The organism is Curtobacterium sp. Csp1 (assembly GCF_013347185.1).
In genome coordinates, this window is sequence record NZ_CP054594.1 from 1,235,865 (window position 1) to 1,258,008 (window position 22,144).

At 71.4% G+C, this 22,144-nt stretch carries 24 protein-coding genes; 18 read left to right on the forward strand and 6 right to left on the reverse strand.

The genetic code is table 11. The annotated features are described in order from the left end of the window. Positions 1-153: 153 nt before the first annotated feature. Entirely contained in the window at positions 154-1,182 is a 1,029-nt protein-coding gene (locus HUN58_RS06085; RefSeq protein ID WP_180225442.1) for a TerC family protein, read from the reverse strand. 209 nt (positions 1,183-1,391) lie between these two features. On the opposite strand from HUN58_RS06085, the gene ftsY reads away from it, so the two are divergent. Both ftsY and HUN58_RS06095 read left to right on the forward strand, forming a co-directional pair. Next, positions 1,392-2,261, forward strand: a complete 870-nt coding sequence (ftsY, locus tag HUN58_RS06090; protein WP_058742022.1) for a signal recognition particle-docking protein FtsY — start codon at positions 1,392-1,394, stop codon at positions 2,259-2,261. 50 nt (positions 2,262-2,311) lie between these two features. Then, positions 2,312-2,470 (forward strand): DUF4175 domain-containing protein, encoded by a 159-nt coding sequence (locus HUN58_RS06095; protein ID WP_141862001.1) that lies wholly within the window; start codon positions 2,312-2,314, stop codon positions 2,468-2,470. Between the two features lie 101 nt (positions 2,471-2,571). On the opposite strand, the gene lipA is transcribed toward HUN58_RS06095, so the two are convergent. Further along, positions 2,572-3,555 carry a lipoyl synthase gene (lipA, locus tag HUN58_RS06100; protein ID WP_141861999.1) on the reverse strand — a complete coding sequence of 328 codons (984 nt, stop codon included), beginning with the start codon at positions 3,553-3,555 and terminating at the stop codon, positions 2,572-2,574. Then, positions 3,552-4,307 carry a lipoyl(octanoyl) transferase LipB gene (gene lipB / locus HUN58_RS06105; RefSeq protein ID WP_254631672.1) on the reverse strand — a complete coding sequence of 252 codons (756 nt, stop codon included), beginning with the start codon at positions 4,305-4,307 and terminating at the stop codon, positions 3,552-3,554. Before lipB ends, lipA begins: the two co-directional genes overlap by 4 nt. 120 nt (positions 4,308-4,427) lie before the next feature. Here lipB and ffh point away from each other — a divergent pair, with 120 nt between their 5' ends. Beyond that, complete coding sequence (gene ffh / locus HUN58_RS06110) at positions 4,428-5,984, forward strand: signal recognition particle protein (protein ID WP_114850082.1); 1,557 nt, start codon at positions 4,428-4,430, stop codon at positions 5,982-5,984. Between the two features lie 72 nt (positions 5,985-6,056). Here the strand turns inward: ffh and HUN58_RS06115 are convergent, their stop codons facing one another. After that, the gene (locus HUN58_RS06115; protein ID WP_180225440.1) at positions 6,057-7,187 is read right to left on the reverse strand and encodes a glutamate--cysteine ligase; all 1,131 of its coding nucleotides are present in this window, start codon (positions 7,185-7,187) and stop codon (positions 6,057-6,059) included. A gap of 78 nt (positions 7,188-7,265) precedes the next feature. On the opposite strand from HUN58_RS06115, the gene HUN58_RS06120 reads away from it, so the two are divergent. From HUN58_RS06120 to trmD, 5 genes are all read left to right on the forward strand, one after another. Continuing rightward, entirely contained in the window at positions 7,266-9,386 is a 2,121-nt protein-coding gene (locus tag HUN58_RS06120; RefSeq protein WP_141861993.1) for an FAD-dependent oxidoreductase, read from the forward strand. A 176-nt stretch (positions 9,387-9,562) separates the two neighbouring features. After that, complete coding sequence (rpsP, locus tag HUN58_RS06125; RefSeq protein ID WP_058742027.1) at positions 9,563-9,976, forward strand: 30S ribosomal protein S16; 414 nt, start codon at positions 9,563-9,565, stop codon at positions 9,974-9,976. A gap of 4 nt (positions 9,977-9,980) precedes the next feature. After that, a complete protein-coding gene (locus HUN58_RS06130; protein ID WP_022902329.1) occupies positions 9,981-10,217 on the forward strand; it encodes an RNA-binding protein in 237 nt (78 codons plus the stop codon). Then, positions 10,210-10,779, forward strand: coding sequence for a ribosome maturation factor RimM (gene rimM / locus HUN58_RS06135; protein WP_141861991.1), 570 nt, complete (start codon positions 10,210-10,212; stop codon positions 10,777-10,779). The genes HUN58_RS06130 and rimM overlap by 8 nt, the downstream gene beginning before the upstream one ends. Positions 10,780-10,785: 6 nt before the next feature. Then, complete coding sequence (gene trmD / locus HUN58_RS06140; RefSeq protein WP_114850078.1) at positions 10,786-11,478, forward strand: tRNA (guanosine(37)-N1)-methyltransferase TrmD; 693 nt, start codon at positions 10,786-10,788, stop codon at positions 11,476-11,478. 59 nt (positions 11,479-11,537) lie between these two features. Here the strand turns inward: trmD and map are convergent, their stop codons facing one another. Continuing rightward, positions 11,538-12,329 carry a type I methionyl aminopeptidase gene (gene map, locus HUN58_RS06145; RefSeq protein WP_114850077.1) on the reverse strand — a complete coding sequence of 264 codons (792 nt, stop codon included), beginning with the start codon at positions 12,327-12,329 and terminating at the stop codon, positions 11,538-11,540. A gap of 166 nt (positions 12,330-12,495) precedes the next feature. On the opposite strand from map, the gene rplS reads away from it, so the two are divergent. The 9 genes from rplS (at position 12,496) to HUN58_RS06190 (ending at position 19,686) form a co-directional block, all read left to right on the forward strand. Continuing rightward, entirely contained in the window at positions 12,496-12,852 is a 357-nt protein-coding gene (gene rplS, locus HUN58_RS06150) for a 50S ribosomal protein L19 (protein ID WP_058742031.1), read from the forward strand. 168 nt (positions 12,853-13,020) lie between these two features. Then, positions 13,021-13,770: a signal peptidase I gene (gene lepB / locus HUN58_RS06155; protein ID WP_058742032.1), complete on the forward strand. Its 750-nt coding sequence runs from the start codon at positions 13,021-13,023 to the stop codon at positions 13,768-13,770. After that, positions 13,767-14,474 carry a ribonuclease HII gene (locus HUN58_RS06160; protein ID WP_180225439.1) on the forward strand — a complete coding sequence of 236 codons (708 nt, stop codon included), beginning with the start codon at positions 13,767-13,769 and terminating at the stop codon, positions 14,472-14,474. The genes lepB and HUN58_RS06160 overlap by 4 nt, the downstream gene beginning before the upstream one ends. Before the next feature lie 44 nt (positions 14,475-14,518). Then, the gene (locus tag HUN58_RS06165; RefSeq protein WP_058742034.1) at positions 14,519-14,842 is read left to right on the forward strand and encodes a DUF2469 family protein; all 324 of its coding nucleotides are present in this window, start codon (positions 14,519-14,521) and stop codon (positions 14,840-14,842) included. A 113-nt stretch (positions 14,843-14,955) separates the two neighbouring features. Continuing rightward, complete coding sequence (locus tag HUN58_RS06170) at positions 14,956-15,312, forward strand: Lsr2 family protein (RefSeq protein ID WP_114850076.1); 357 nt, start codon at positions 14,956-14,958, stop codon at positions 15,310-15,312. Positions 15,313-15,475: 163 nt separating this feature from the next. After that, positions 15,476-15,844, forward strand: a complete 369-nt coding sequence (locus HUN58_RS06175) for a YraN family protein (RefSeq protein WP_141861985.1) — start codon at positions 15,476-15,478, stop codon at positions 15,842-15,844. Further along, positions 15,841-17,361 carry a YifB family Mg chelatase-like AAA ATPase gene (locus HUN58_RS06180; RefSeq protein ID WP_180225438.1) on the forward strand — a complete coding sequence of 507 codons (1,521 nt, stop codon included), beginning with the start codon at positions 15,841-15,843 and terminating at the stop codon, positions 17,359-17,361. The genes HUN58_RS06175 and HUN58_RS06180 overlap by 4 nt, the downstream gene beginning before the upstream one ends. Then, positions 17,361-18,665 (forward strand): DNA-processing protein DprA, encoded by a 1,305-nt coding sequence (gene dprA, locus HUN58_RS06185; RefSeq protein WP_180225437.1) that lies wholly within the window; start codon positions 17,361-17,363, stop codon positions 18,663-18,665. The genes HUN58_RS06180 and dprA overlap by 1 nt, the downstream gene beginning before the upstream one ends. A gap of 25 nt (positions 18,666-18,690) precedes the next feature. Next, on the forward strand, positions 18,691-19,686 hold the full coding sequence (locus tag HUN58_RS06190; protein WP_180225436.1) for a tyrosine recombinase XerC: 996 nt from the start codon (positions 18,691-18,693) through the stop codon (positions 19,684-19,686). A 111-nt stretch (positions 19,687-19,797) separates the two neighbouring features. Here HUN58_RS06190 and HUN58_RS06195 read toward each other — a convergent pair whose 3' ends face one another. After that, the gene (locus HUN58_RS06195) at positions 19,798-20,415 is read right to left on the reverse strand and encodes a M23 family metallopeptidase (protein ID WP_180225435.1); all 618 of its coding nucleotides are present in this window, start codon (positions 20,413-20,415) and stop codon (positions 19,798-19,800) included. A gap of 245 nt (positions 20,416-20,660) precedes the next feature. Here HUN58_RS06195 and HUN58_RS06200 point away from each other — a divergent pair, with 245 nt between their 5' ends. Further along, entirely contained in the window at positions 20,661-22,100 is a 1,440-nt protein-coding gene (locus HUN58_RS06200; RefSeq protein WP_114850070.1) for a sugar porter family MFS transporter, read from the forward strand. Positions 22,101-22,144: the final 44 nt, after the last annotated feature.

Sequence of the window (22,144 nt, forward strand, 5' to 3'; positions counted from 1 at the left end):
GGTTCCCGACCTGTCGGCGAGAGCGACAGTCCACGCGCTCGGCGCGCCGTGAAGTGTCGCTGGGCGCGTGAAGTCGCCCGGTCGCGACCCACGAACGGACGGGAGGCACGGTGCCAGCTGGCACCGCGCCTCCTGTCCGGAACCGTCCCGCGACTACTTCGCGTCGGCCTCGACCGCGGTCTTCGGCTGGCCGGTCAGGGTGAGCCCGCGCTCCTGGCGCTTCTTCGAGACGACCAGCGAGGCGACCGTCGCGACGGCGATCGTCAGCGCGATGAAGCTCAACGAGAACCAGATCGGGATCTCCGGCGCCCAGAGGATCGGCTGCCCACCGTTGATGAACGGCACCTCGTTGACGTGCATCGCGTGGAAGACGAGCTTCACGCCGATGAACGCGAGGATGACGGCGAGACCCTGGCCGAGGTAGATGAGCCGCTCGAGCAGCCCCGCGATGAGGAAGTAGAGCTGGCGGAGACCGAGGAGCGAGAACGCGTTCGCGGTGAACACGATGAACGCGTCCTGCGTCAGACCGAAGATCGCCGGGATCGAGTCGAGGGCGAACAGCACGTCGGTCAGACCGATGGCGACCATGACGAGCAGCATCGGGGTGAACAGCCGCTTGCCGTCGACCCGGGTGGTCAGCTTGTCGCCGTCGTAGTCCTTCGACGTCGGGATGATGCGGCGGAGGATCCGGATGAGGCGGGAGTCGCCCTCGGACGCGTCGTGCTCACCACTGCTGCGGGCCTGCGACCACGCGAGCCAGAACAGCAGCGCGCCGAACAGGTAGAACACCCACGAGAAGTTCTCGATGATCGTGACGCCCAGGGCGATGAACACACCGCGCGCGACGAGGGCGATCGCGACACCGACCAGCAGGACCTTCTGCTGGAACTCCTTCGGCACCGCGAAGCTCGTCATGATGATGAGGAAGACGAACAGGTTGTCGACCGACAGCGCCTTCTCGGTCAACCACCCGGCGAAGTACTCGCCGCCGGCCTGTCCGCCGCCGAAGACGAGGATGCCGACACCGAACAGGATCGCGAGCCCGACGTAGAACGCCGACCAGAACGCGGATTCCTTGATGTGCGGCACGTGCGGCGTGCGCACGTGCGAGTAGAAGTCGAACACCAGCAGCGCGAGGATGCCCGCGATGGTGATGAGCCAGACGGAGAGAGGAACGTCCATGGATGTCCTTCAGGTTCGGGGCGTCCCGCCGTGCGGGTACGCCGATGCCTGAAGGTCTCCTCCACCGTGTCGACCGTGTCGTCACGACCGGCGTCCCGGGCCTGGATCGTCCCAGACCGTACTGACGGGTGCGCCGCGAGGGAGTACTCCCCTTCAGGACCTGAGCCTATCCGGCACAGCCCGCACTCGACGCGCTCTAAGCTGGGAACATGGCGAGTTCCTGGTCCCTGTCCTCCCGTCTCCGCGGCCTGTTCCAGCGGAAGACCATCGACGAGACCACGTGGGACGACCTCGAGACCGCGTTGATCGGTGCGGATTTCGGCCCCGACATCGCGGACGAGGTCATCGAGGACCTGCACGCGCGCGTCGACCGGTACGGCACGACCGACCCGGCGGACCTGCAGCGCATGCTCCGCGAGGTGCTCGAGGAGCGCCTGTCGAAGCTCGACACGACGCTCAAGCTCAGCGCCCGTCCAGCCGTCGTGCTGGTCGTCGGCGTGAACGGCGTCGGCAAGACGACGACCATCGGCAAGTTCGCGAAGTTCCTCAAGACGTACGACCGCACCGTGCTCGTCGGCGCGGCGGACACGTTCCGCGCGGCCGCCGTCGAGCAGGTCGCCACGTGGGCCCAGCGCGCCGGCGTGGACGTCGTGCGCCCGGCGCAGCCCGGTCAGGACCCGGCTTCGGTCGCGTACCAGACGGTCGAGAAGGCCATCCACGACGGCACCGAGATCGTCGTCATCGACACCGCCGGCCGACTGCACACCAAGGCCGGGCTGATGGACGAGCTCTCGAAGATCAAGCGCGTGGTCGAGAAGCAGACCGAGATCGCCGAGGTGCTGCTCGTCCTCGACGCCACGACCGGGCAGAACGGCCTGGCCCAGGCGCAGGCGTTCATCGAGGGCGCCGGGGTCACCGGGCTCGTCATCACGAAGCTCGACGGCTCCGCGAAGGCCGGGTTCGTGCTCAGCGTGCAGGAGAAGACCGGGATCCCGATCAAGCTCATCGGTCAGGGCGAGGGCATCAACGACCTGACCGGCTTCACCCCCCACGTCTTCGTGCAGAACCTGGTGGGCTAGATCCGGGTACCGTCTCCGCCGTACTGCCCGCCAGAACTAGGAGACACCCCATGCCCGCTCTGCTGATCATCGCGATCATCGTCGGCCTCGTCCTGCTCTTCAGCGGCATCTTCGTCGGTGCCCTGAAGTTCCTGCTGTGGGTCGGCATCGTCATCGTCCTGCTGGCCGTCATCGGCTGGCTGCTGCGGAGCATCCGCGGCCGCGCGTAGCGACGACCGGGCACGTCCCGACGTGACCACAGGACGGACTGGAGGCGCGGTGCCAGCTGGCACCGCGCCTCCAGTCCGTCTCCCGGTCGCGTCGGCGGACGTCAGACGGCCTGGCGCCCCGGCGTCGCGTCGAGCAGGTGGGACAGGTGCGGCGGCACCGTGCCGCCCCGTGCCACCGTCGCGCGCGCCCACAGTCGCCCGGCGCGGTAGGACGACCGCACGAGGGGGCCCGCGAGGACGCCGGCGAACCCGATCCGCTCGGCGACCTCGCGGAGTTCGACGAACTCCTCCGGCTTCACCCACCGCGCGACCGGCAGGTGCCGGGGCGACGGTCGGAGGTACTGGGTGAGGGTGATGATGTCGGTCCCCGCGTCGTGGAGCTGCTGCAGGGCGTCTTCGACCTCGGCGCGCTCCTCGCCCATCCCGAGGATCAGGTTCGACTTCGTCACGAGTCCCGCGTCGCGACCCTGCGTGATGACGTCGAGTGACCGGTCGAAGCGGAACGCCGGCCGGATGCGCTTGAAGATCCGCGGCACGGTCTCGACGTTGTGCGCGAAGACCTCGGGGCGGGCGTCGAACACCTGACCGAGCTGGTCGGGGCGTCCGTTGAAGTCGGGGACGAGGATCTCGACGCCCGTACCGGGGGAGTGCTCGTGGATCGCGCGGATGGTCTCGGCGTAGAGCCAGGCACCGCCGTCGTCGAGGTCGTCCCGGGCGACACCCGTCACCGTGGCGTACTTCAGGCCCATCTCGGCGACCGAGTCCGCGACCCGTCGGGGCTCGTCGCGGTCGAGGGGTTCCGGCCGACCGGTGTCGATCTGGCAGAAGTCGCAGCGCCGCGTGCACTGCGAGCCGCCGATCAGGAAGGTGGCCTCGCGGTCCTCCCAGCACTCGAAGATGTTCGGGCAGCCGGCCTCCTGGCAGACGGTGTGCAGCTGCTTGTCGCGGACCAGGCCGGACAGCTCGCGGAACTCGGGGCCCTGCACCGCCCGCGTCTTGATCCAGGCGGGCTTGACCTCGATGGGCGTCTCGGCGTTGCGGGCCTCGACGCGGAGCATCCGGCGGCCTTCGGGGGCGAGGGTCATGCGACGACCTCCTGTCGCGTGCTGGTGGGACCGGCGTGACCGGCCGTGCTGATGCGGGCGCCGGCGTGCATGCCCGCGACGGCCTGCTCGATGCGGTGCCCGACCGCGGCGGCGACCTCGTCGACGGTGACGTGCCGTCCCGTCGCTCGGCTCAGGGTCGTGACCCCGGCGTCGGCGATGCCGCACGGGACGATCGCGGCGTACGGGGTCAGGTCGTTGTCGCAGTTCACCGCGATGCCGTGGCTCGACACGCCCTCGGCGACGTGCAGGCCGATCGCGCCGACCTTGTCGAGGGTGCGGCCGGACCGGTCGTCGCCGGCGACGGGCCCGGCGGATCGGGCGCCGGGTCCGTCCTCGCCCGGTCGGGGCAGCCACACGCCGCTGCGCCCGGGGACCCGCTGCGCGCTGAGCCCGACGGACGCCGCGGTGTCGAGCACCACCTGCTCGAGGTCCCGGACCCACGCGACGACGTCGAGCGGTGCGGGGAGCCGGACGATCGGGTAGGCCACGAGCTGCCCGGGACCGTGCCACGTGATGCGCCCGCCCCGGTCGACCTCGACCACCTGGGAGCCGTCCGTCGGCAGGTCGGACGGCTCGGTCCGGCGTCCGGCGGTGTACACCGACGGGTGCTCGCAGAGGACGACGACCCCGGGCGAGCGTCCTGCGACGACGTCGGCGTGGTACGCGCGCTGCAGGGCGACGCCTTCCTCGTAGTCGAGGAGTCCGGGCCACCGGATGATCTCGAGTTCCACCACGGGGAGCACGCTACGGCAGTTCCTGGACTCCGTCCAACAACCCGGGCGGGAGTGCAGCGGACGGACATCCTCCGCGGTCCCGGGGTCCGGCGGTGCGGCCTGTAGAATCGACGGATCATGGCGCAATTCGGCTCACTCTCCGATCGGCTGACCGAGACCTTCCGCAACCTGCGGACCAAGGGTCGTCTGTCCCCGTCCGACGTCGACGGCACCGTCCGCGAGATCCGCCGGGCCCTGCTCGACGCGGACGTCGCGCTCGAGGTCGTCAAGTCCTTCACCGCATCCATCCGCGAACGCGCGCTCTCGGACGAGGTCAACAAGGCCCTCAATCCGGCGCAGCAGGTCGTCCAGATCGTCAACGAGGAGCTCGTCGGCATCCTCGGCGGGCAGCAGCGTCGGCTCGAGTTCGCCAAGCGGCCACCGACGGTCATCATGCTCGCGGGCCTGCAGGGCGCCGGCAAGACGACCCTCGCGGGCAAGCTCGGCAAGTGGCTCAAGAAGGACGGCCACACGCCGATGCTCGTCGCGGCGGACCTCCAGCGTCCGAACGCCGTGCAGCAGCTGCAGGTCGTCGGCGAGCAGGCCGGCGTGCACGTCTTCGCCCCCGAGCTCGGCAACGGTGTCGGCGACCCGGTGAAGGTCGCGAAGAACGCGATCAAGGCCGCCGTCGACCAGCAATACGACACCGTCATCGTGGACACCGCCGGTCGTCTCGGCGTCGACGCGGAGCTCATGAAGCAGGCCGCGAACATCCGCAAGGCGGTCGACCCGGACGAGGTCCTGTTCGTCATCGATGCGATGATCGGTCAGGACGCCGTGAACACCGCGCGCGCCTTCCAGGAGGGCGTCGACTTCACCGGTGTCGTCCTGTCGAAGCTCGACGGCGACGCCCGCGGTGGTGCGGCCCTGTCGGTCGCCAGCGTCACCGGCCGCCCGATCATGTTCGCGTCGACCGGCGAGTCGCTCGACGACTTCGAGCCGTTCCACCCGGACCGCATGGCGAGCCGCATCCTCGACCTCGGCGACATCCTGTCCCTCATCGAGCAGGCGCAGCAGGCGTTCGACGAGGACGAGGCGCGCAAGGTCGCCGAGAAGATCGCGAGCGACTCGTTCACACTCGACGACTTCCTCGGGCAGATGCAGCAGCTCCGCAAGGCCGGCTCGATCAAGGGCATGCTCGGGATGCTCCCGGGTGCCAAGGGCATGCGCGAGGCGCTCGACAACTTCGACGAGCGCGAGATCGTCCGGACCGAGGCGATCATCCAGTCGATGACGAAGCAGGAGCGCCAGCTCCCGAAGCTCCTCAACGGCTCGCGGCGGCTCCGCATCGCCAAGGGCTCCGGCACGACCGTCACCGAGGTCAACGCCCTCGTGAACCGCTTCGAGCAGGCGGCGAAGATGATGAAGACCGTCGCGCGCGGCGGTGTGCCGCAGATGCCGGGCATGGGTCCGATCCCGGGCATGCACGGCGGCAAGAAGAAGCAGCAGCAGGGCGGCGCCAAGAAGAAGAAGGTCGGCAACCCCGCCAAGCGCGCGGCGCTGGCGTCGGGTGCCGCGGCGCAGCCGCAGCAGCAGACGCCGAGCGGCTCGGGCTTCGGGTTCGGCGGGTCGAAGAACCCCAAGGCTCCCACCGAGGAAGAGATGGCGAGCCTGCAGAAGTTCCTGGGTCGCTAGTCGCGACCGGATGACGGACAGGAGGCCCGTGGCGATCCCGCCACGGGCCTCCTGTCCGTTCGCGGGTCGCGTCTAGAGCGAGTCGCGCAGCTCGGTGACCAGGTGGCGGACGACGGCGCGGAGGTCGCCGCCGTGCTCCTGCGCGATCCGGAGCTGGCGCTGGTACGAGGCGCCGTCCGCGATCATCGTGTCGAGGTGGTGCAGCTCCTGCTGGCAGCCGAGCCGCTCCGCGATCGGGTCGAGCCGCTCGACCAGGTCGTGCACCTCATCGGTGACCAGGCGCTCGTCGCCGGCCGCGTTCGTGATGATCTCGGCCTCCATGCCGTAGCGGGCCGCGCGCCACTTGTTCTCGCGGATGAACCAGGGCTGCATCGACGGCAGCGTCTCGCCGCGGTCGAGCCGGTCGGACAGTGCGGTGACCAGGCACTGCACGAACGCGGTGACCGCGCCGACCTCGTGCAGGGTGGAGACGCCGTCGGACACGCGGTTCTCGAGCGTGCCCCAGCCCGGCGAGGGCCGGATGTCCCAGCGGAGGTCCTTGAACCCGTCGATCACGCCGGTCTTCGTCAGGTCGTCGACGACGGTCTCGAAGCCGGACCACGCGCCGATCGAGGGTGGGAGGCCGCCGGTCGGGAGCTGCTGGAACATGAGCGCGCGGTTCGACGCGTAGCCCGTGTCGGTGCCGGCCCAGAACGGGCTCGACGCGGTGAACGCCTGCAGGTGCGGGACGTACGCGAGCATCGCGTTCATGATCGGCACGGCCTTGTCGCGGTCGTCGATGCCGACGTGCACGTGGACACCCCAGATGAGCATCTGCCGGCCCCACCAGCGCGTCCGGTCGATGAGCGTCGTGTAGTGCTCGCTGTCGGCGGTGATCTCCTGCTGGTCCCACACCGCGAAGGGGTGCGTGCCGGAGCACATCACCTGGGCGTCGAGGGGTTCGGCCGCGTCGATGACCTCGCCGATGATCCCGGAGAGCTCGGACGTGGCACCGCCGACGGTCTCGTGGACACCCGTGACGACCTCGACCGTGTTCGTGAGGAGCTCCTCCGTCACCCGGTCGTGGTCCCCGAGACGCTCCTGCACGGCGGCGATGACGGCGGGGGCGCGGGGTGCGAGGTCGCCGGTGTCCCGGTCGACCAGCGGGAGTTCCCACTCGACGCCGATGGTCGACGGGCGGGACTCGGTGAAGCGGATGTCCATGCGGCCATCCTGCCCGTGGTGTTGGAGGGTCGGCACAAGGAACGCGGCGCCCGGCGCGGCGTCCGGCAGAGTGGTGGCATGCGCAACGTTGCCGTGCCCGAGCTCGCCGTCGTCTCCTCGCCGTGGACCCTGGGGTCGCTGCGCCTGTCGAACCGCGTGCTCATGGGGTCGATGCACACCGGGCTCGAGGTGCTGGACGACGGCGGCGCCGCGATGGCCGCGTTCTACCGGGAGCGGGCGGCGGGCGGTGCCGCGTGCATCGTGACCGGCGGCATCGCGGTGAGCGACGAGGCCCGTGGTGGCCCGGACTTCGCGGTGTTCGGCGCCGGGGGAGCGGACGAGCGCTTCCGGGTGGCCGTCGCCGCCGTGCACGACGAGGGTGGGACGATCCTCGCCCAGCTCTTCCACGCGGGGCGCTACGCCCTGGTGCAGGGCGTGCTCGACCGGCACGGGCGGCAGCAGCGCGCGGTGGCACCGTCGGCACTGCCGTGGGCGGCCGCACGCGGGGTCGTGCCCGAGGAACTGACGGCGGCCGAGGTCGAGCGGACCGTCGAGGACTTCGCCGCGGCGGCCCGGTCGGCGCGGGCGATCGGGTTCGACGGTGTCGAGATCATGGCGTCCGAGGGGTACTTGATCAACCAGTTCCAGTCACCGCTCACGAACCTGCGCGACGACGCGTGGGGCGGGACGCCGGAGAAGCGCCGGCGGTTCGCGGTCGAGGTCGTCCGTGCGGTGCGCGCCGCGGTGCCCGACCTGGCCGTGACGATCCGGCTCTCCGGGGCCGACCTGATGCCGGGGTCGACGACCGACGCCGAGGTGGACGCGCTCGTGCACGACCTGCTGCCCCTCGGGCTCGACGGGATCTCGGTCGGCATCGGCTGGCACGAGTCCCGGACGCCCACCGTGCAGGCCGCGGTGCCGCACGGTGCGTGGCTCGCGTACGCCGAACGCATCGCCCGGGTCGTCCGGGCGTCCGCGTTCCCCGACGTGCGGGTCATCGCCTCGAACCGGATGACCGACCTGCGCGACGGCGAGGCGGTCCTCGCCGACGGCCTGCTCGACGCGGTCGCCCTCGCGCGGCCGTTCCTCGCCGACCCCGCGCTCGTCGACCGGTCCCTTGCCGGTCGCTTCGACCTCGTGAACACGTGCATCGGCTGCAACCAGGCGTGCCTGGACCGGTCGATCGTCGGTGCGCCGGTCTCGTGCCTGGTGAACCCGCGCGCGGGCCGTGAGCTCGCGTTCCCGTCCCGCCCGACGGACGGACCGAAGCGGGTCGACGTCGTCGGCGGCGGTCCGGCCGGCCTCGCCGCGGCCGTGGACGCCGCGCGGCGGGGGCACCGCGTCACGGTGTGGGAGGCCGACGACCGGCTCGGCGGCCAGTTCGACCTCGCGGCGCTCGTCCCGGGCAAGGAGGACTACGCCGCGACGGTCCGGGCCGCCCGCGCCGAGCTCGAGGAACGGGGCGCCGTGGTCCGCACCGGACACCCCGCGGACGTGGCGGACCTGCTCGGCAGCGACGCCGTCGTGGTGGCGGTCGGGGTGGTCCCGCGCACCCTCGACGTCCCCGGGGCCGACCTGCCGCACGTCGTGAGCTACGAGCACGCGCTCCGGCACGGTGTCCCGGCCGGGACCGTCGCGCTCGTCGGGGGCGGCGGCATCGGGGTGGACACGGCGGCGTTCCTGGTCGAGTCGCCCGACGAGGTCGTCCGGGCACGGGAGTTCGGCGAGTGGTGGGACGTCGCGGTGTCCGACGAGGTCCTCGGCGACGTGCCGCAGCGCGAGCCGGCCGCCGAACGGGTGCTCCGGCCGGGGTCGGACGTCACGGTGCTGCGGCGGTCCGGGAAGTTCGGGCAGGGGGTGGGCATCACGTCCCGGTGGGTGGCGGTCGGACGGCTGCGGGACGCCGGCGTCCGGATGGTCGGCGGGGTGCAGGAGTACCTCCGCATCGAGCCGGGGCGGCTCTGGATCCGCGACGAGGACGGACAGGAGCGCGCCGTGCCGGCCGACCACGTGGTGGTGTGCGCCGGGCAGGAACCGAGCCCGGCCGCAGCGGCGACCGCCGCCGACGGACTGGTGCCGCGCCTCCGCGCCGCCGGTGTGCCGTTCGCGGTGGTGGGCGGCGCCCGGGACGCGCGCGGTGTGGACGCCGTCCGGGCGACGAGCGAGGCGCTGGAGGCGGTCCGCCGACTCGCACCGTGACGATCTCCGGCGCGTCTCGGCTCGCTTCTCAGCCGGAGATCTGCAAGAATGAACGGTCGAATCGCGTCTGCTCGACCCTCTATCCAGCAGTGCGCGACTCCCTTCGAGCTTCCACCGCGCGTGCCCCCACGCCCGCGGTTCCGGTTCAACCACAACAACACGCAACAGGAGCAATTGTGGCTGTCAAGATCCGTCTCAAGCGTCTCGGTAAGATCCGTGCGCCGTACTACCGTGTCGTCGTCGCCGACTCGCGCACCAAGCGCGACGGTCGCGTGATCGAGGAGATCGGCAAGTACCACCCCACCGAGGAGCCCTCGGTCATCGAGATCAACTCGGACCGTGCCCAGTACTGGCTCGGCGTCGGCGCGCAGCCGACCGAGCAGGTCGCGGCGCTCCTCAAGCTCACGGGCGACTGGGGCAAGTTCAAGGGCGAGGGCAACACCGAGTCCGTCGTCAAGGTCGCCGAGCCGAAGCAGGCCTTCGTGGCCGACTCGGCCAAGAAGCCGGTCCTCAAGCCGAAGTCGGAGAAGAAGGCCCCCGAGGCCCCTGCTGCCGACGCGTCGGACGACGCCGAGACGACCGAGGCCTGATTCCTTGCTCGAATCCGCGCTGACGCACCTCGTCAAGGGGATCGTCGATCACCCGGACGACGTGCGCGTCGCCAGTTCCACCTCCGCGCGGGGCGAGGTCCTCGAGGTGCGTGTGCACCCCGAGGACCTCGGCCGCGTGATCGGTCGCGCCGGACGGACCGCGAAGGCGCTCCGCACCCTCGTCTCGGCTCTCGCCGACGGCAAGCGGGTGCGGGTCGACGTGGTCGACACCGATTCCTAGGGAGACGACCCAACTCCGGGTGGGTCGAATCACGAAGGCGCACGGGCTCAAGGGCGGCATCAAGCTCGAGCTCTACACCGACGACCCGGATCGTCGGTTCACGCCAGGAGCGGAGTTCACGCTCCAGGTGCCTGCGGAGTCCCCGTGGTCGGGCAAGACCATCACGCTGGACGAGCTCCGCTGGTACAACGGCCACCCGGTCGCCTTCTTCGAGGGCATCGGGGACCGCACCGCGGCCGAGACCCTCGCACGGGCGATCCTCTGGGTCGAACAGGACGCCGACGCCGACACCGGCGAGGACGACGCCTGGTACGACCACCAGCTGGTCGGCCTCCGCGTCCTGCGGGACGACGTCGAGGTCGGGACGGTCGCACGCGTCGACCACCTGCCGGCGCAGGACCTGCTCGCGATCGACACCGCGGACCGCGGCGAGGTACTCGTACCGTTCGTCTCGGCGATCGTGCCGTCGGTCGACATCGAGGCCGGCACGGTGACCGTGACGCCCCCGACCGGCCTGTTCGAGGACCCCGAGGACACCTCGCGGCCCGAGACGATCTCCTAGGCCGCCGTGCGCATCGACATCGTCACGATCTTCCCCGAGTTCTTCTCGGTCCTCGACGTCTCCCTGCTCGGCAAGGCGCGCGTCGACGGTCTGCTCGACGTGCACGTGCACGATCTGCGGCAGTGGACGACCGACCGGCACCGCACCGTCGACGACACCCCGTACGGCGGCGGCGCCGGCATGGTGATGAAGCCCGAGCCGTGGGCCCAGGCGCTCGAGTCGGTCCTGCGCGAGGACGGCTCGTCCACCCTCGTCGTGCCGACCCCTGCCGGTACCCCGTTCCGGCAGTCGATCGCGCGGTCGCTCGCGTCGACGTCGGAGCACCTCGTGTTCGCCTGCGGGCGGTACGAGGGCATCGACGCGCGGGTGTTCGCGTGGGCGGCGTCCCGCTGCTCGGTGGTGGAACTCTCGCTCGGCGACTACGTGCTGAACGGCGGCGAGGTCGCGGCCATGGCCATGATCGAGGCCGTCGGACGCCTGGTCCCCGGCGTCGTCGGCAACCCGGAGTCCCTCGTCGAGGAGTCCCACGAGGACGGCCTGCTCGAGTACCCCTCGTACACGAAGCCCGCCGTCTGGCGGGACCTCGAGGTCCCGGACGTCCTGCTGAGCGGGCACCACGCCCGCGTCGCCGCGTGGCGGCACGAGCAGCAGGTGGAGCGGACGCGGCGCGTCCGTCCGGACCTGCTGCCGGACTCGTAGACCGGTCGTGCCTGACGGGCAGGAGGCACAGTGCTGGCTGGCACCGCGCCTCCAGTCCGTCAGTGGGTGGCGTCGGACCGTTGCGCGCGACGCAGGGTGAGGACCTCGGGACCCGCATCGGTCACGGCGACCGTGTGCTCGACGTGCGCGGCGCGCGAGCCGTCGACGCTCTTCAGCGTCCAGCCGTCCTCGTCCTGGACCAGCTCGTCCGTGCCCTGCATGAGCCACGGCTCGATGGCGACCACGAGTCCCGGTCGCAGCTTCAGGCCGCGCCCGGGTCGGCCGTCGTTCGGGACGTGCGGTTCGCCGTGCATCGTGCGCCCGACGCCGTGTCCCCCGAACTGCGTGTTGACGCTGTAGCCCGCGTCCTTCGCGACGCGACCGATCGCGTACGAGACGTCGCCGAGCTTGTTGCCCGGGCGGAACTGCTCGATGCCGGCGACCAGTGCGCGCTCGACGGTCGCGATGAGCTGCTGGTCCTCGTCGCGGGGTGCGCCGACCTGGACCGTGACCGCGGAGTCCGCGACCCAGCCGTCGACGCTCGCAGCGAAGTCCAGGCTGACGAGGTCACCGTCCGCGAGCACGCGGTCGTACGGCAGCCCGTGGAGCGCCGCGTCGTTGACCGACGTGCAGAGGTTCTTGCCGAAGGGGGAGTTGCCGAACGACGGGTGGTAGTCGACGTAGCAGCTCACCGCGCCCCGGTCGGCGATCATCCGGGCCGCGACGCGGTCGAGGTCGAGCAGGTTCACCCCGACGTCGACCGTCGTGAGCAGTTCGTCGAGGACGTCGGCGACGAACCGGCCGGCGGCGCGCAGGCCGTCCAGTTCGGCGGCGGTACGGAGTTCGATCATTCGTCCATCCTGCACCGGTTGGCGGGGTCCGCGGTTCTGTGGCAAGATTGATCGCTGTGCCCTGGCTGGACTCTGCCACGGGGGAGTCGCCGTTTCCGGGTACACACCATTCTTTCCACAACCGATCCGCGGCGACCCGTGCGCGTCCGCAGAGAGTGAACCCATCATGAGCCAGCTCCTCGACCACGTCGACGCAGCGTCGCTGCGCACCGACGTCCCGGACTTCCGCCCCGGCGACACCATCAAGGTGCACGTCAACATCATCGAAGGCACGCGCTCGCGCGTCCAGGTCTTCCAGGGCGTCGTCATCGCGCGTCAGGGCCACGGCCTCGGCGAGACCTTCAAGGTCCGCAAGGTGAGCTTCCAGGTCGGCGTCGAGCGCTGGTTCCCGGTGCACTCGCCGATCATCGACCACATCGAGGTCGTCACCCGTGGTGACGTCCGTCGCGCGAAGCTGTACTACCTGCGCGAGCTGCGCGGCAAGGCGGCCCGCCGCAAGATCAAGGAGAAGCGCGACGCCTGATCGCCTTCACAGTGAGCCCCGCGAGGCGGGTGCCGCTGCGGGCCCCTCGTCCATGTACGGTTGTGCATCGACGGGGGGCCTTTCCCGTCGTCCGGGAAGTCGTCCACCGGCGACCCGGACTGCAGTACCTGCTCGCTCCGGCGCGCACGGGTGTGAACGAGAGCGGACATGACGGACACGACGCAGGGATCGGGCCGGCGCCCGCGGACCGAGAAGAAGAAGGCGAACGGAGTCCTCACCTTCCTCCGCGACCTCGTCATCATCTTCGTCGCCGCGCTGCTCGTCTCGTTCCTCGTCAAGACGTTCCTGATCCGGTCGTTCTACATCCCGTCGGCGTCGATGGAGAACACCCTGCAGATCAACGACCGGGTGATCGTCAACGAGCTCGTGCCGGACGTCGTCAGCCTGAAGCGCGGGGACGTCGTCGTCTTCAAGGACCCGGGGGGATGGCTCAGCGGCGCCGACGTGCCGAAGGTCGCTCCGGACACGCAGCCCGCGAAGGCCATCGACTGGCTCCTGACGCAGGTCGGGCTCGGCACCGGCGACAGCGACGACCACCTCATCAAGCGGGTGATCGGTCTGCCCGGCGACAAGGTGTCCTGCTGCAACGAGCTCGGGCAGATGTCGGTCAACGGCGTGCCGATCAAGGAGCCGTACCTCAAGCTGCCGGTGGGGGAGACCCGCGCGTCCGGCACGAACTTCTCGGTGACCGTCCCCGAGGGCACCATCTGGGTGATGGGCGACAACCGCTACGACTCGAAGGACTCCCGGTACAACGGCGACACCCCGTCGAAGGGCTTCGTGCCGCTGTCCGACGTGACCGGACGAGCCTTCGTCATCTCGTGGCCGACGAGCCGTTGGACGTGGCTCGACGACTACCCGGACGTCTTCGCCGGCGTGGAGCAGCGGGACGAGTGACCGCCGTCCGTCCCTCCCTCCGCGTCGAGAAGCGGCTGCTGGCGGCCGGTCGCGTCACCGTGATCGGCATGGACGAGGTCGGTCGCGGCGCCATCGCCGGACCGGTCGCGGTCGGCGTCGCCGCCGTCACGCTCGACGTCGGGCGCGTGCCGCAAGGGCTCGCGGACTCGAAGCTGCTGTCGGCCGCCCGCCGGACCGAACTCGTCCCCGTCGTCCGGCGGTGGGCGCGGACCGCGGTGGGGATGGCCTCGGCGCAGGTCGTCGACGAGCAGGGCATCGTCCCGGCGCTCGGGCAGGCCGGGGCTGCCGCGCTCGGGTCGCTCGTCGCGGACGGTCTCGACCTCGAGGGCGCGGTCGTCGTGCTCGACGGATCGTTCGACTGGCTGTCCCGCGCCGTGCCGCCGACGATGCACCCGCCGACCGGGTCACTCGATGTGGTCGTGCGCGTGAAGGCCGACCGGGACTGCGCCTCCGTCGCCGCGGCGTCGGTCGTGGCGAAGGTCGAACGCGACAGCCTGATGACGACCGCGCACGAGGACGCACCGCACTACGCGTGGGCCTCGAACAAGGGCTACGGCTCGACCGCGCACTACGACGCGATCCGCGCGGTCGGGGCGCACGACCTGCACCGCAAGAGCTGGCTGCACCAGGCCTCGTCGGTGGCGCTCGACGGCTTCGACGAACTCGAGGTCGTCGGACGCTGAACCGGCGCGACGGTCGCCCCGTGTCGCCGTAGACTGTCGGAGCGATGGATGACGACGAATTCGACGACTACGACCGCGAGGTCGAACTGGCCCTGTACCGCGAGTACCGCGACGTCGTGTCGCAGTTCCGCTACGTGGTCGAGACCGAGCGGCGTTTCTACCTGGCGAACGAGGTCGAACTCGTGCGCCGTGACACCGAGCACGACTTCTACTTCGAGTTGTCGATGAGTGACGTGTGGGTCTGGGACGTCTACCGTTCCGACCGGTTCGTGAAGTCGGTGCGTGTGCTCACGTTCAAGGACGTGAACGTCGAGGAACTCACGTCGCGTGAACTCGAATTGCCGAAGGAACTCGCACTCGACGAGTGAACGTCGTTTTCTGTCGGAGAATGTTCTCCGGGGAAATGCGGTGTCACGTCGGACATTCGGCGGCGCATTCCGCTAACCTGCAGTGGAAACATCCACTGACAACAGGAGCAGACATGGCACAGAAGGTCACCGTCCAGCTCGTCGACGACCTCGACGATTCCCCCATCGCCGCGGGTGAAGGCCGCACGGTCGAATTCGCGTTCGATGGTTCGAACTACGAGATCGACCTGTCCGACGACAACGTCGACAAGTTCCGCGAGGCCATCTCCGACTACGTCGCGGCCGCCCGCAAGGTGTCCGGCCGTCGCTCCGGTTCGGGCTCCGCCTCGGCACAGAAGTCGGCACCGAAGCGTGGCAACTCGGAAGAACTCGCGAAGATCCGCGAATGGGCCAAGGAGAACGGGTACGAGGTCTCGAGCCGCGGCCGTATCTCCACCCAGGTGCAGGAAGCGTACGCAGCAGCGCACTGAGTTCCAGCGCACTGAGACTCCACGGAACCCCGGACGACCTCGTGTCGTCCGGGGTTCCGTCGTTCCTCCACAACGCATTCCTGGCGCGGTGTTCTCCACCGCTCCGGGAACGACCGCCGCGAGGTGATCAGTCGCCGTCATCGTCGATGGTGGAGGTGACGCCGTGGAACGGACGAACACAGGTCGCAGGGGGATCGGAGCGACGGGGGAATCGCTGGCCGTCGACTGGCTGGTGGCGAAGGGGTACCGGATCGTCGACCGGAACTGGCGGTGTCGGTCCGGTGAAGTCGACGTCGTCGCGTGGGACCGGGGAACGCTCGTCTTCGTCGAGGTGAAGACCCGCACCGGGCCGACCGCCGGACACCCGTTCGAGGCGATCACGCCGGCGAAGGCCGCCCGGCTGCGGCAGCTCGTGCCGCAGTGGTTCCGCGAGCACCCGGAGACGAGTGCGCCGTTCATCCGCATCGACGCGGTGGCGGTGCACCTCGACGGCGACCGTCACGGCGTCGAGCACGTCGAGGGCGTGCTGTGAGCGGGGTCGGACGGACGTCCGCGATCGCGCTTCTCGGGGTGCGGGCGCGGTGCATCGAGGTCGAGGCGCACCTCACGAGCCAGCTGCCGGGCTTCAGCATCATCGGGTTGCCGGACACCTCGCTCGGCGAGGCCCGGGAGCGCGTGCGGGCGGCCGCGGCCAACGCCGGGTCGCCGCTCCCGGCCCGGCGGATCACGGTGAACCTGACCCCGGCCGCGATCCCGAAGCGCGGGTCGGGGTTCGACCTGGCGATCGCGATGGCCGTGCTCGCCGCCGCCGAGGTGGCACCGGACGTGTCCGAGCGGACGGCCTACGTCGGGGAGCTCGGGCTCGACGGCCGCGTGCGACCGGTGCACGGGGTCATCCCGATGCTGCTCGCCGCGCGCGAGGCCGGCATCGAGCGGGTCGTGCTGCCCGTGGGCAACCTGGCCGAGGCGCGCGTGGTCTCCGGCGTGCAGGTGGTCGGCGTGGACTCGCTACGCGCGGCGGCGATCGCCGGGGGAGCGTTGCTGCCGCCCGTGCAGGTGGACCCGGTGCTCGCGCCCGAGCTCCCGGCCGCACCCGCCCCGGCAGCGGAGCTCGCGGACGTGGTCGGCAACCCGATCGGCGTACGGGCGGTGATCGCCGCGGCGGCCGGGGGTCACCACGCGCTGCTCCTCGGGCCTCCGGGAGCGGGGAAGACGATGCTCGCCGAGCGCCTGCACGGGATCCTGCCGGACCTCGACGACGAGGCTGCGCTCGAGCTCGCGACGGTCCGGTCGGTCGCCGGTGCCGGAGCGGCCTCGTGGACCACCCGGCCGCCGTGGGAGGCGCCGCACCACTCGGCGTCCGCGGTGTCGTTGATCGGCGGGGGCAGCGGGACGGTCCGCCCGGGCGCGGTGTCGCGCGCGACCCGAGGGGTGCTGTTCCTCGACGAGGCGCCGGAGTTCCCGCGCGCGGTGCTCGACGCCCTCCGGCAGCCGCTCGAGTCCGGCACGGTGACGGTGCACCGGGCGGCGGGCGCGGCGGAGTTCCCGGCGCGGTGTCAGCTCCTGCTCGCGGCGAACCCGTGTCCGTGCGGGAACGCCGGACAGGGCACGCAGCCGTGCGAGTGCCCGCCGTCCACCGTCCGGCGCTACCTCGCCCGGATGTCCGGTCCCTTGCTCGACCGGCTGGACATCCGGGTCCGGGTGCCACGTGTCACGACGGCGTCGATCCGGGCGGTGGACGGCGGGACACCGACGAGCGCCGAGGCCCGGACGCTCGTGGTCGGTGCGCGGGACCGAGCACGTGCGCGGCTCGACGGGACGGGATGGACGAGCAACGCGCAGGTGTCCGGGGCCTGGCTCCGCGGGGCCGGGCGGTCCGAGCCTGGTTCGACGGCGACGCTCGACCGGGCGCTCGACCTCGGCACGCTGACCATGCGGGGGTGGGACCGGACCATGCGACTCGCCTGGACGCTCGCCGACCTCGAGGGTGCCGAGCGGCCTGCGACCCACCACGTGCACGAGGCCCTCGCGCTCAGGGGTGCGCTCTGATGCGGCAGCAGGCATGGCGGGACCTGGTCGGCACCGCCCTCGGGCCCGGGGTCCACGGGGTCGACCTCGGAGAGGCGGCGGCCCGCGTGGTGTGGTCCGCGCTCGTGGAGCCCGGCGACGGCGTGGCGGGCGCGCTGCTCGCTGCGTGCGGAGCGGGGCGCGCCCTCCGCGCCGTCGAGGGGGCGATCGGGACCGGGGATGCCGGACTCCGGGGGCTCCTGTGGACCGCCCTCGAGGACGACGTTGCGGGTGCTGACGATCCCGACGCCCTCGGGACGGCGCTCCGGGCGGCCGTCGGACGTTGGGGACCGCGACTCCGGGCGCGACGTCCTGCCGACACGGTCGGTGCGGCGCTCGCGGTCGGGGCGCGACTGCTCGTCCCAGGGGCTCCGGGGTGGCCGGATCGGGTGGACGACCTCGGACCGCACGCGCCGGTCGTGCTCTGGGCGATCGGCACACGGGCTGACGACCCGGCGACGCTCGCGGTCGTCGGGTCCCGCGCGAACACGGTCGCGGGCGCAGAGGCGGCGGCCGAGATCACCTCGGCCGCGGCGGACTCGGGGTGTGCCGTCGTCAGCGGAGGGGCCTACGGGATCGACGCCGTCGCGCACCGCGTCGCCCTGGCTGCGGGGGCGACGACCGTCGCGGTGCTCGCCGGGGGCATCGACCAGCTCTACCCGGTCGGCAACACCGACCTGCTCCGGACCGTCGCCCGGCAGGGTCGTCTGCTGGCGGAGTCATCGCCGGGCACCAGGCCGAGTCGCTGGCGGTTCCTGGCGCGGAACCGGTTGATCGCTGCGCTGGGCGACGCCACCGTCGTGGTCGAGGCGGGCGCTCGGTCGGGGGCGCTGAACACCGCGCACCACGCCGCGCAGCTCGGCCGGCCGGTCTTCGCGGTCCCCGGGGCGTTCTCGTCGTCGGCGTCGGTGGGGTGTCACCGGCTGGTCGCCGACGGGCGGGCCCAGATCGTCGTGCGTCCGGACGACCCGGTCCGCGCGGTCGTGGCGGAGACCTCTGTCGCTGACGTCCCGGCGCCGGGGTCGTGCTCGCCCGACGGCCGGGAGCACGACGACCCGCGCCGTGCCGGGACCGCCCGCCACCGCGCTCGGACCGACCCGCTCGTCGGGGCGCGGACGGATCCCGAGGTGCTCCGTGTCCTCGACGCGCTCGGCCGGCGTCCGCTCGTCGAGCCGGAGATCGTCGTCCGTTCGGGGATGTCGCAGGCCGAGGTCGCCGACGCGCTGGCACTCGCAGAGCTGCAGGGGCTCGTGGTGCACATCGGCGGCGGGTGGGCGCGGGCGTGACGGGGACCGCGCCTACGCTGGGGCCGTGGCGGAGCAGACGGACGACCGAATCGTCGTGGTCGTGGAGGCGTTCCTCACGCACGTCCGCTCGGCCCGTGGGCTCAGCGAACAGACGGTCCGCGCGTACGCGAGTGACCTCGAGCAGCTCGTGGCCTTCGCGGACGACCGTGGCATCGCGACCCTCGACGGCGTCGGACTCGAGCTCCTCCGCGACTGGCTCTGGGAGGCAGACCAGCGGGGGCTCGCGCGGTCGACCATCGCGCGGCGCTCGTCCTCTGTCCGAGCGTTCACCCGGTGGGCGAGCGAGTCCGGGGTGCTGCCGACCGACCCGGGGGCGCGGCTCCGGGCGCCGAAGAGCGCGGCCCACCTGCCGCGGGTCGTCGGGTCCGACCAGGTGCGCGTGCTGCTCGACGGGCTCGCGAGTCGGGCCTCTGGTGACGACCCGGTGGCGCTCCGCGACCTCGCGGTGGTCGAACTGCTGTACGCCACCGCCATCCGGGTGGGGGAGCTGGTGGGGATCGACCTGACCGCGGTCGACCGGTCCCGGCTGACCGTGCGGGTGCTCGGCAAGGGCGGCCGCGAGCGCGTGGTGCCCTTCGGGGTGCCCGCCCGGGATGCCCTCGAGGCCTGGACCAGCCGCGGCCGTCCGGTGCTGGCTGCACGGGCGGCAGCGCGCACCGACACCGCGGTGTCGTCCGCCGGGGCCGGGCATTCTCGCATCGCCGTCGCTGGATCAGGATCGGACGGTGCGCTGTTCCTCGGGGACCGGGGCGGCCGGCTCGGGACCCGTGTTGTCTACCGGATCGTGGCCCGTGTGCTCGCGGACCTGCCGGGGGAGGGTCCGAGCGGGCCGCACACCTTCCGGCACACGGCGGCGACGCACCTGCTGGACGGGGGAGCGGACCTCCGCGCCGTGCAGGAGCTGCTCGGGCACGCGAGCCTCGGCACGACGCAGATCTACACGCACGTCTCGTCGGCGCGCCTCCGGGAGGTCTACCGCACGGCCCACCCGCGCGCCTGACCCGGCACCGCCGCCGAGCAGACCCGCCCCGAGCAGACCAACCCGAGCAGACCCAGCCCGCCGAGGCTCGGCCCGAGCACGCTCGGCCCGAGCACGCCCGGCCCGCTCGTGTCACCCCGGCCAGGCGTCGTCCGGCAGCAGCACCGGCCACTCGGCGGCCGGCAGGTACGGCAGAGGGTCGACGTACCGACCGTCGACCCTCGCGCCGAGGTGCAGGCACGGGGCCGACGCCGGACAGTGCCCGACCGAGACGGTGCCGACGGTGCTGCCCTGATCAACCTCGTCCCCGGTGGAGACCGACGGGTCGACCGAGTCCAGGGTGGAGACGAGCCCGCCGCCGTGGTCGATCGACACCACGCCGCGGCCGGCCACCGAACCGGCGAACGAAACCGTGCCGGAGGCCACCGCCACCGCGGGCGTCCCGATCGACGCGGCGACGTCGATCCCGCGATGCCCCGCTGCGTAGTCGTCGGCCGGGGCCTCCCACCCGCGCTCGACGATCCGTGAGCCGGTCGGCCACACCCACGGCGCCTCGTCCTGCGCGTCCGCCGCCCGCACCGCCGCTCCCGGGGACCCCGGCGCGAGCACCGCCGCACCGACCGACCGCACCGACCCGACCGGCACCGACCCGACCGGCACCGACCCGACCGGCACCGACCCGACCGGCGCCGTCCCGACCAGCGCTGCTCCGACCAGTACCGACCCCGTGAGTGACCCGCTCCACCGCATGCACCGAGGTTCGCAGCGCCGGACGCCATCCGCGCACGGCGCTCGTGGTCTGTGGAACGGGAGCCGCGCCTCCCGTCCGGTGGAGGAGTGCGACGACCCGACCGCGCACCCCGGTTGTGCCCGCGCCCCGAACGGGGAGTAGGGTCTGGGGCGCTCCGGAACACGCAACGCCGCTCGGACGGCGAACCAGCCGACCGCCGGGGCACCGTGCGCCACCCAGCACGGCGGCAAGAACCTGGAGCACCGTGTCGAACACGTCCACCCAGCACGGCGAGGACCGTGCGTTCAAGGGGAAGGTCACCCTGTTCGCCATCGCGGCGGCGGTCGGTGGCTTCCTCTTCGGATTCGACTCCTCCGTCATCAACGGAGCGGTCGACGCGATCAAGGGCGAGTTCGGCCTGTCCGAGGCCGCCAGCGGCTTCGCGGTCGCCTCGGCCCTGATCGGCTGCGCCTTCGGTGCGTACTTCGCCGGCCGCCTGGCGGACCGCTGGGGCCGCACCCGCGTCATGTTCTGGGCAGCAGTGCTGTTCTTCGTCAGCTCGATCGGCAGCGCCTTCGCGTTCGCGACCTGGGACCTCGTGATCTGGCGTCTCGTCGGCGGCCTCGGCATCGGCACCGCATCGGTCATCGCCCCCGCCTACATCTCCGAGGTGTCCCCGAAGGCGATCCGCGGTCGGCTGGCCTCGTTCCAGCAGCTCGCGATCACCCTCGGTATCTTCGCCGCACTGCTGTCCGACCAGATCTTCGCGGTGACCGCCGGCGGTGCATCGGAGCAGGTGCTCGGGCTCGCCGCGTGGCGCTGGATGTTCCTGGTCGGCGTGATCCCCTCGGTGGTCTACGGCGTGCTCGCGATCACGCTCCCGGAGTCCCCGCGCTTCCTGCTCGCGCAGGGCCGCAAGGAGGACGCCCGCGACGTGATGGGCAAGATCGTCCCGCGCGACACGGTGAACACGAGCCTGGAGGAGATCCAGGACGGCATCGAGAAGGAGTCCAAGGAGAAGAAGGGCTCCATCCGGGGCAACCGCTTCGGCCTGCAGCCGATCGTCTGGGTCGGCATCATCCTCGCCGTCCTGCAGCAGTTCGTCGGCATCAACGTGATCTTCTACTACTCGACGACGCTCTGGCAGGCCGTCGGGTTCAAGGAGGACCAGTCCTTCCTCATCTCCACGATCACCTCGGTCGTGAACGTCGCGGTCACCTTCATCGCCATCTTCACGGTCGACAAGCTCGGGCGGAAGCCGCTCCTGGTCGCCGGCTCGACGGGCATGTTCGTGTCGCTGACCATGGTCGCGATCGCCTTCTCGCAGGCCACCATCGTCGACGGCGCGCCGCAGCTGCCCGGCGCGTGGGGACTCATCGCGCTGATCTTCGCGAACCTGTTCGTCGTGTCCTTCGGCGCGACGTGGGGCCCGCTCATGTGGGTGCTCCTCGGCGAGATGTTCCCGAACCGCATCCGTGCGACCGCGCTCGGTGTCGGTTCCGCGGCGAACTGGGTCGCGAACTTCGTCGTCACCATCTCGTTCCCGGTCCTGTCCGGCTTCAACCTGACCGTGACCTACGGCATCTACGCCCTGTTCGCCCTGCTCTCCCTGTTCTTCGTGATCGCGAAGATCCCGGAGACCAAGGGCCGCTCCCTCGAGGAGATGGGCATCACGGCCGAGGGTGACACGGTGTCCGCCAAGTAACGACGCACCAGCGTCACCACGTCCTGGAGGCGCGGTGCGGGTCC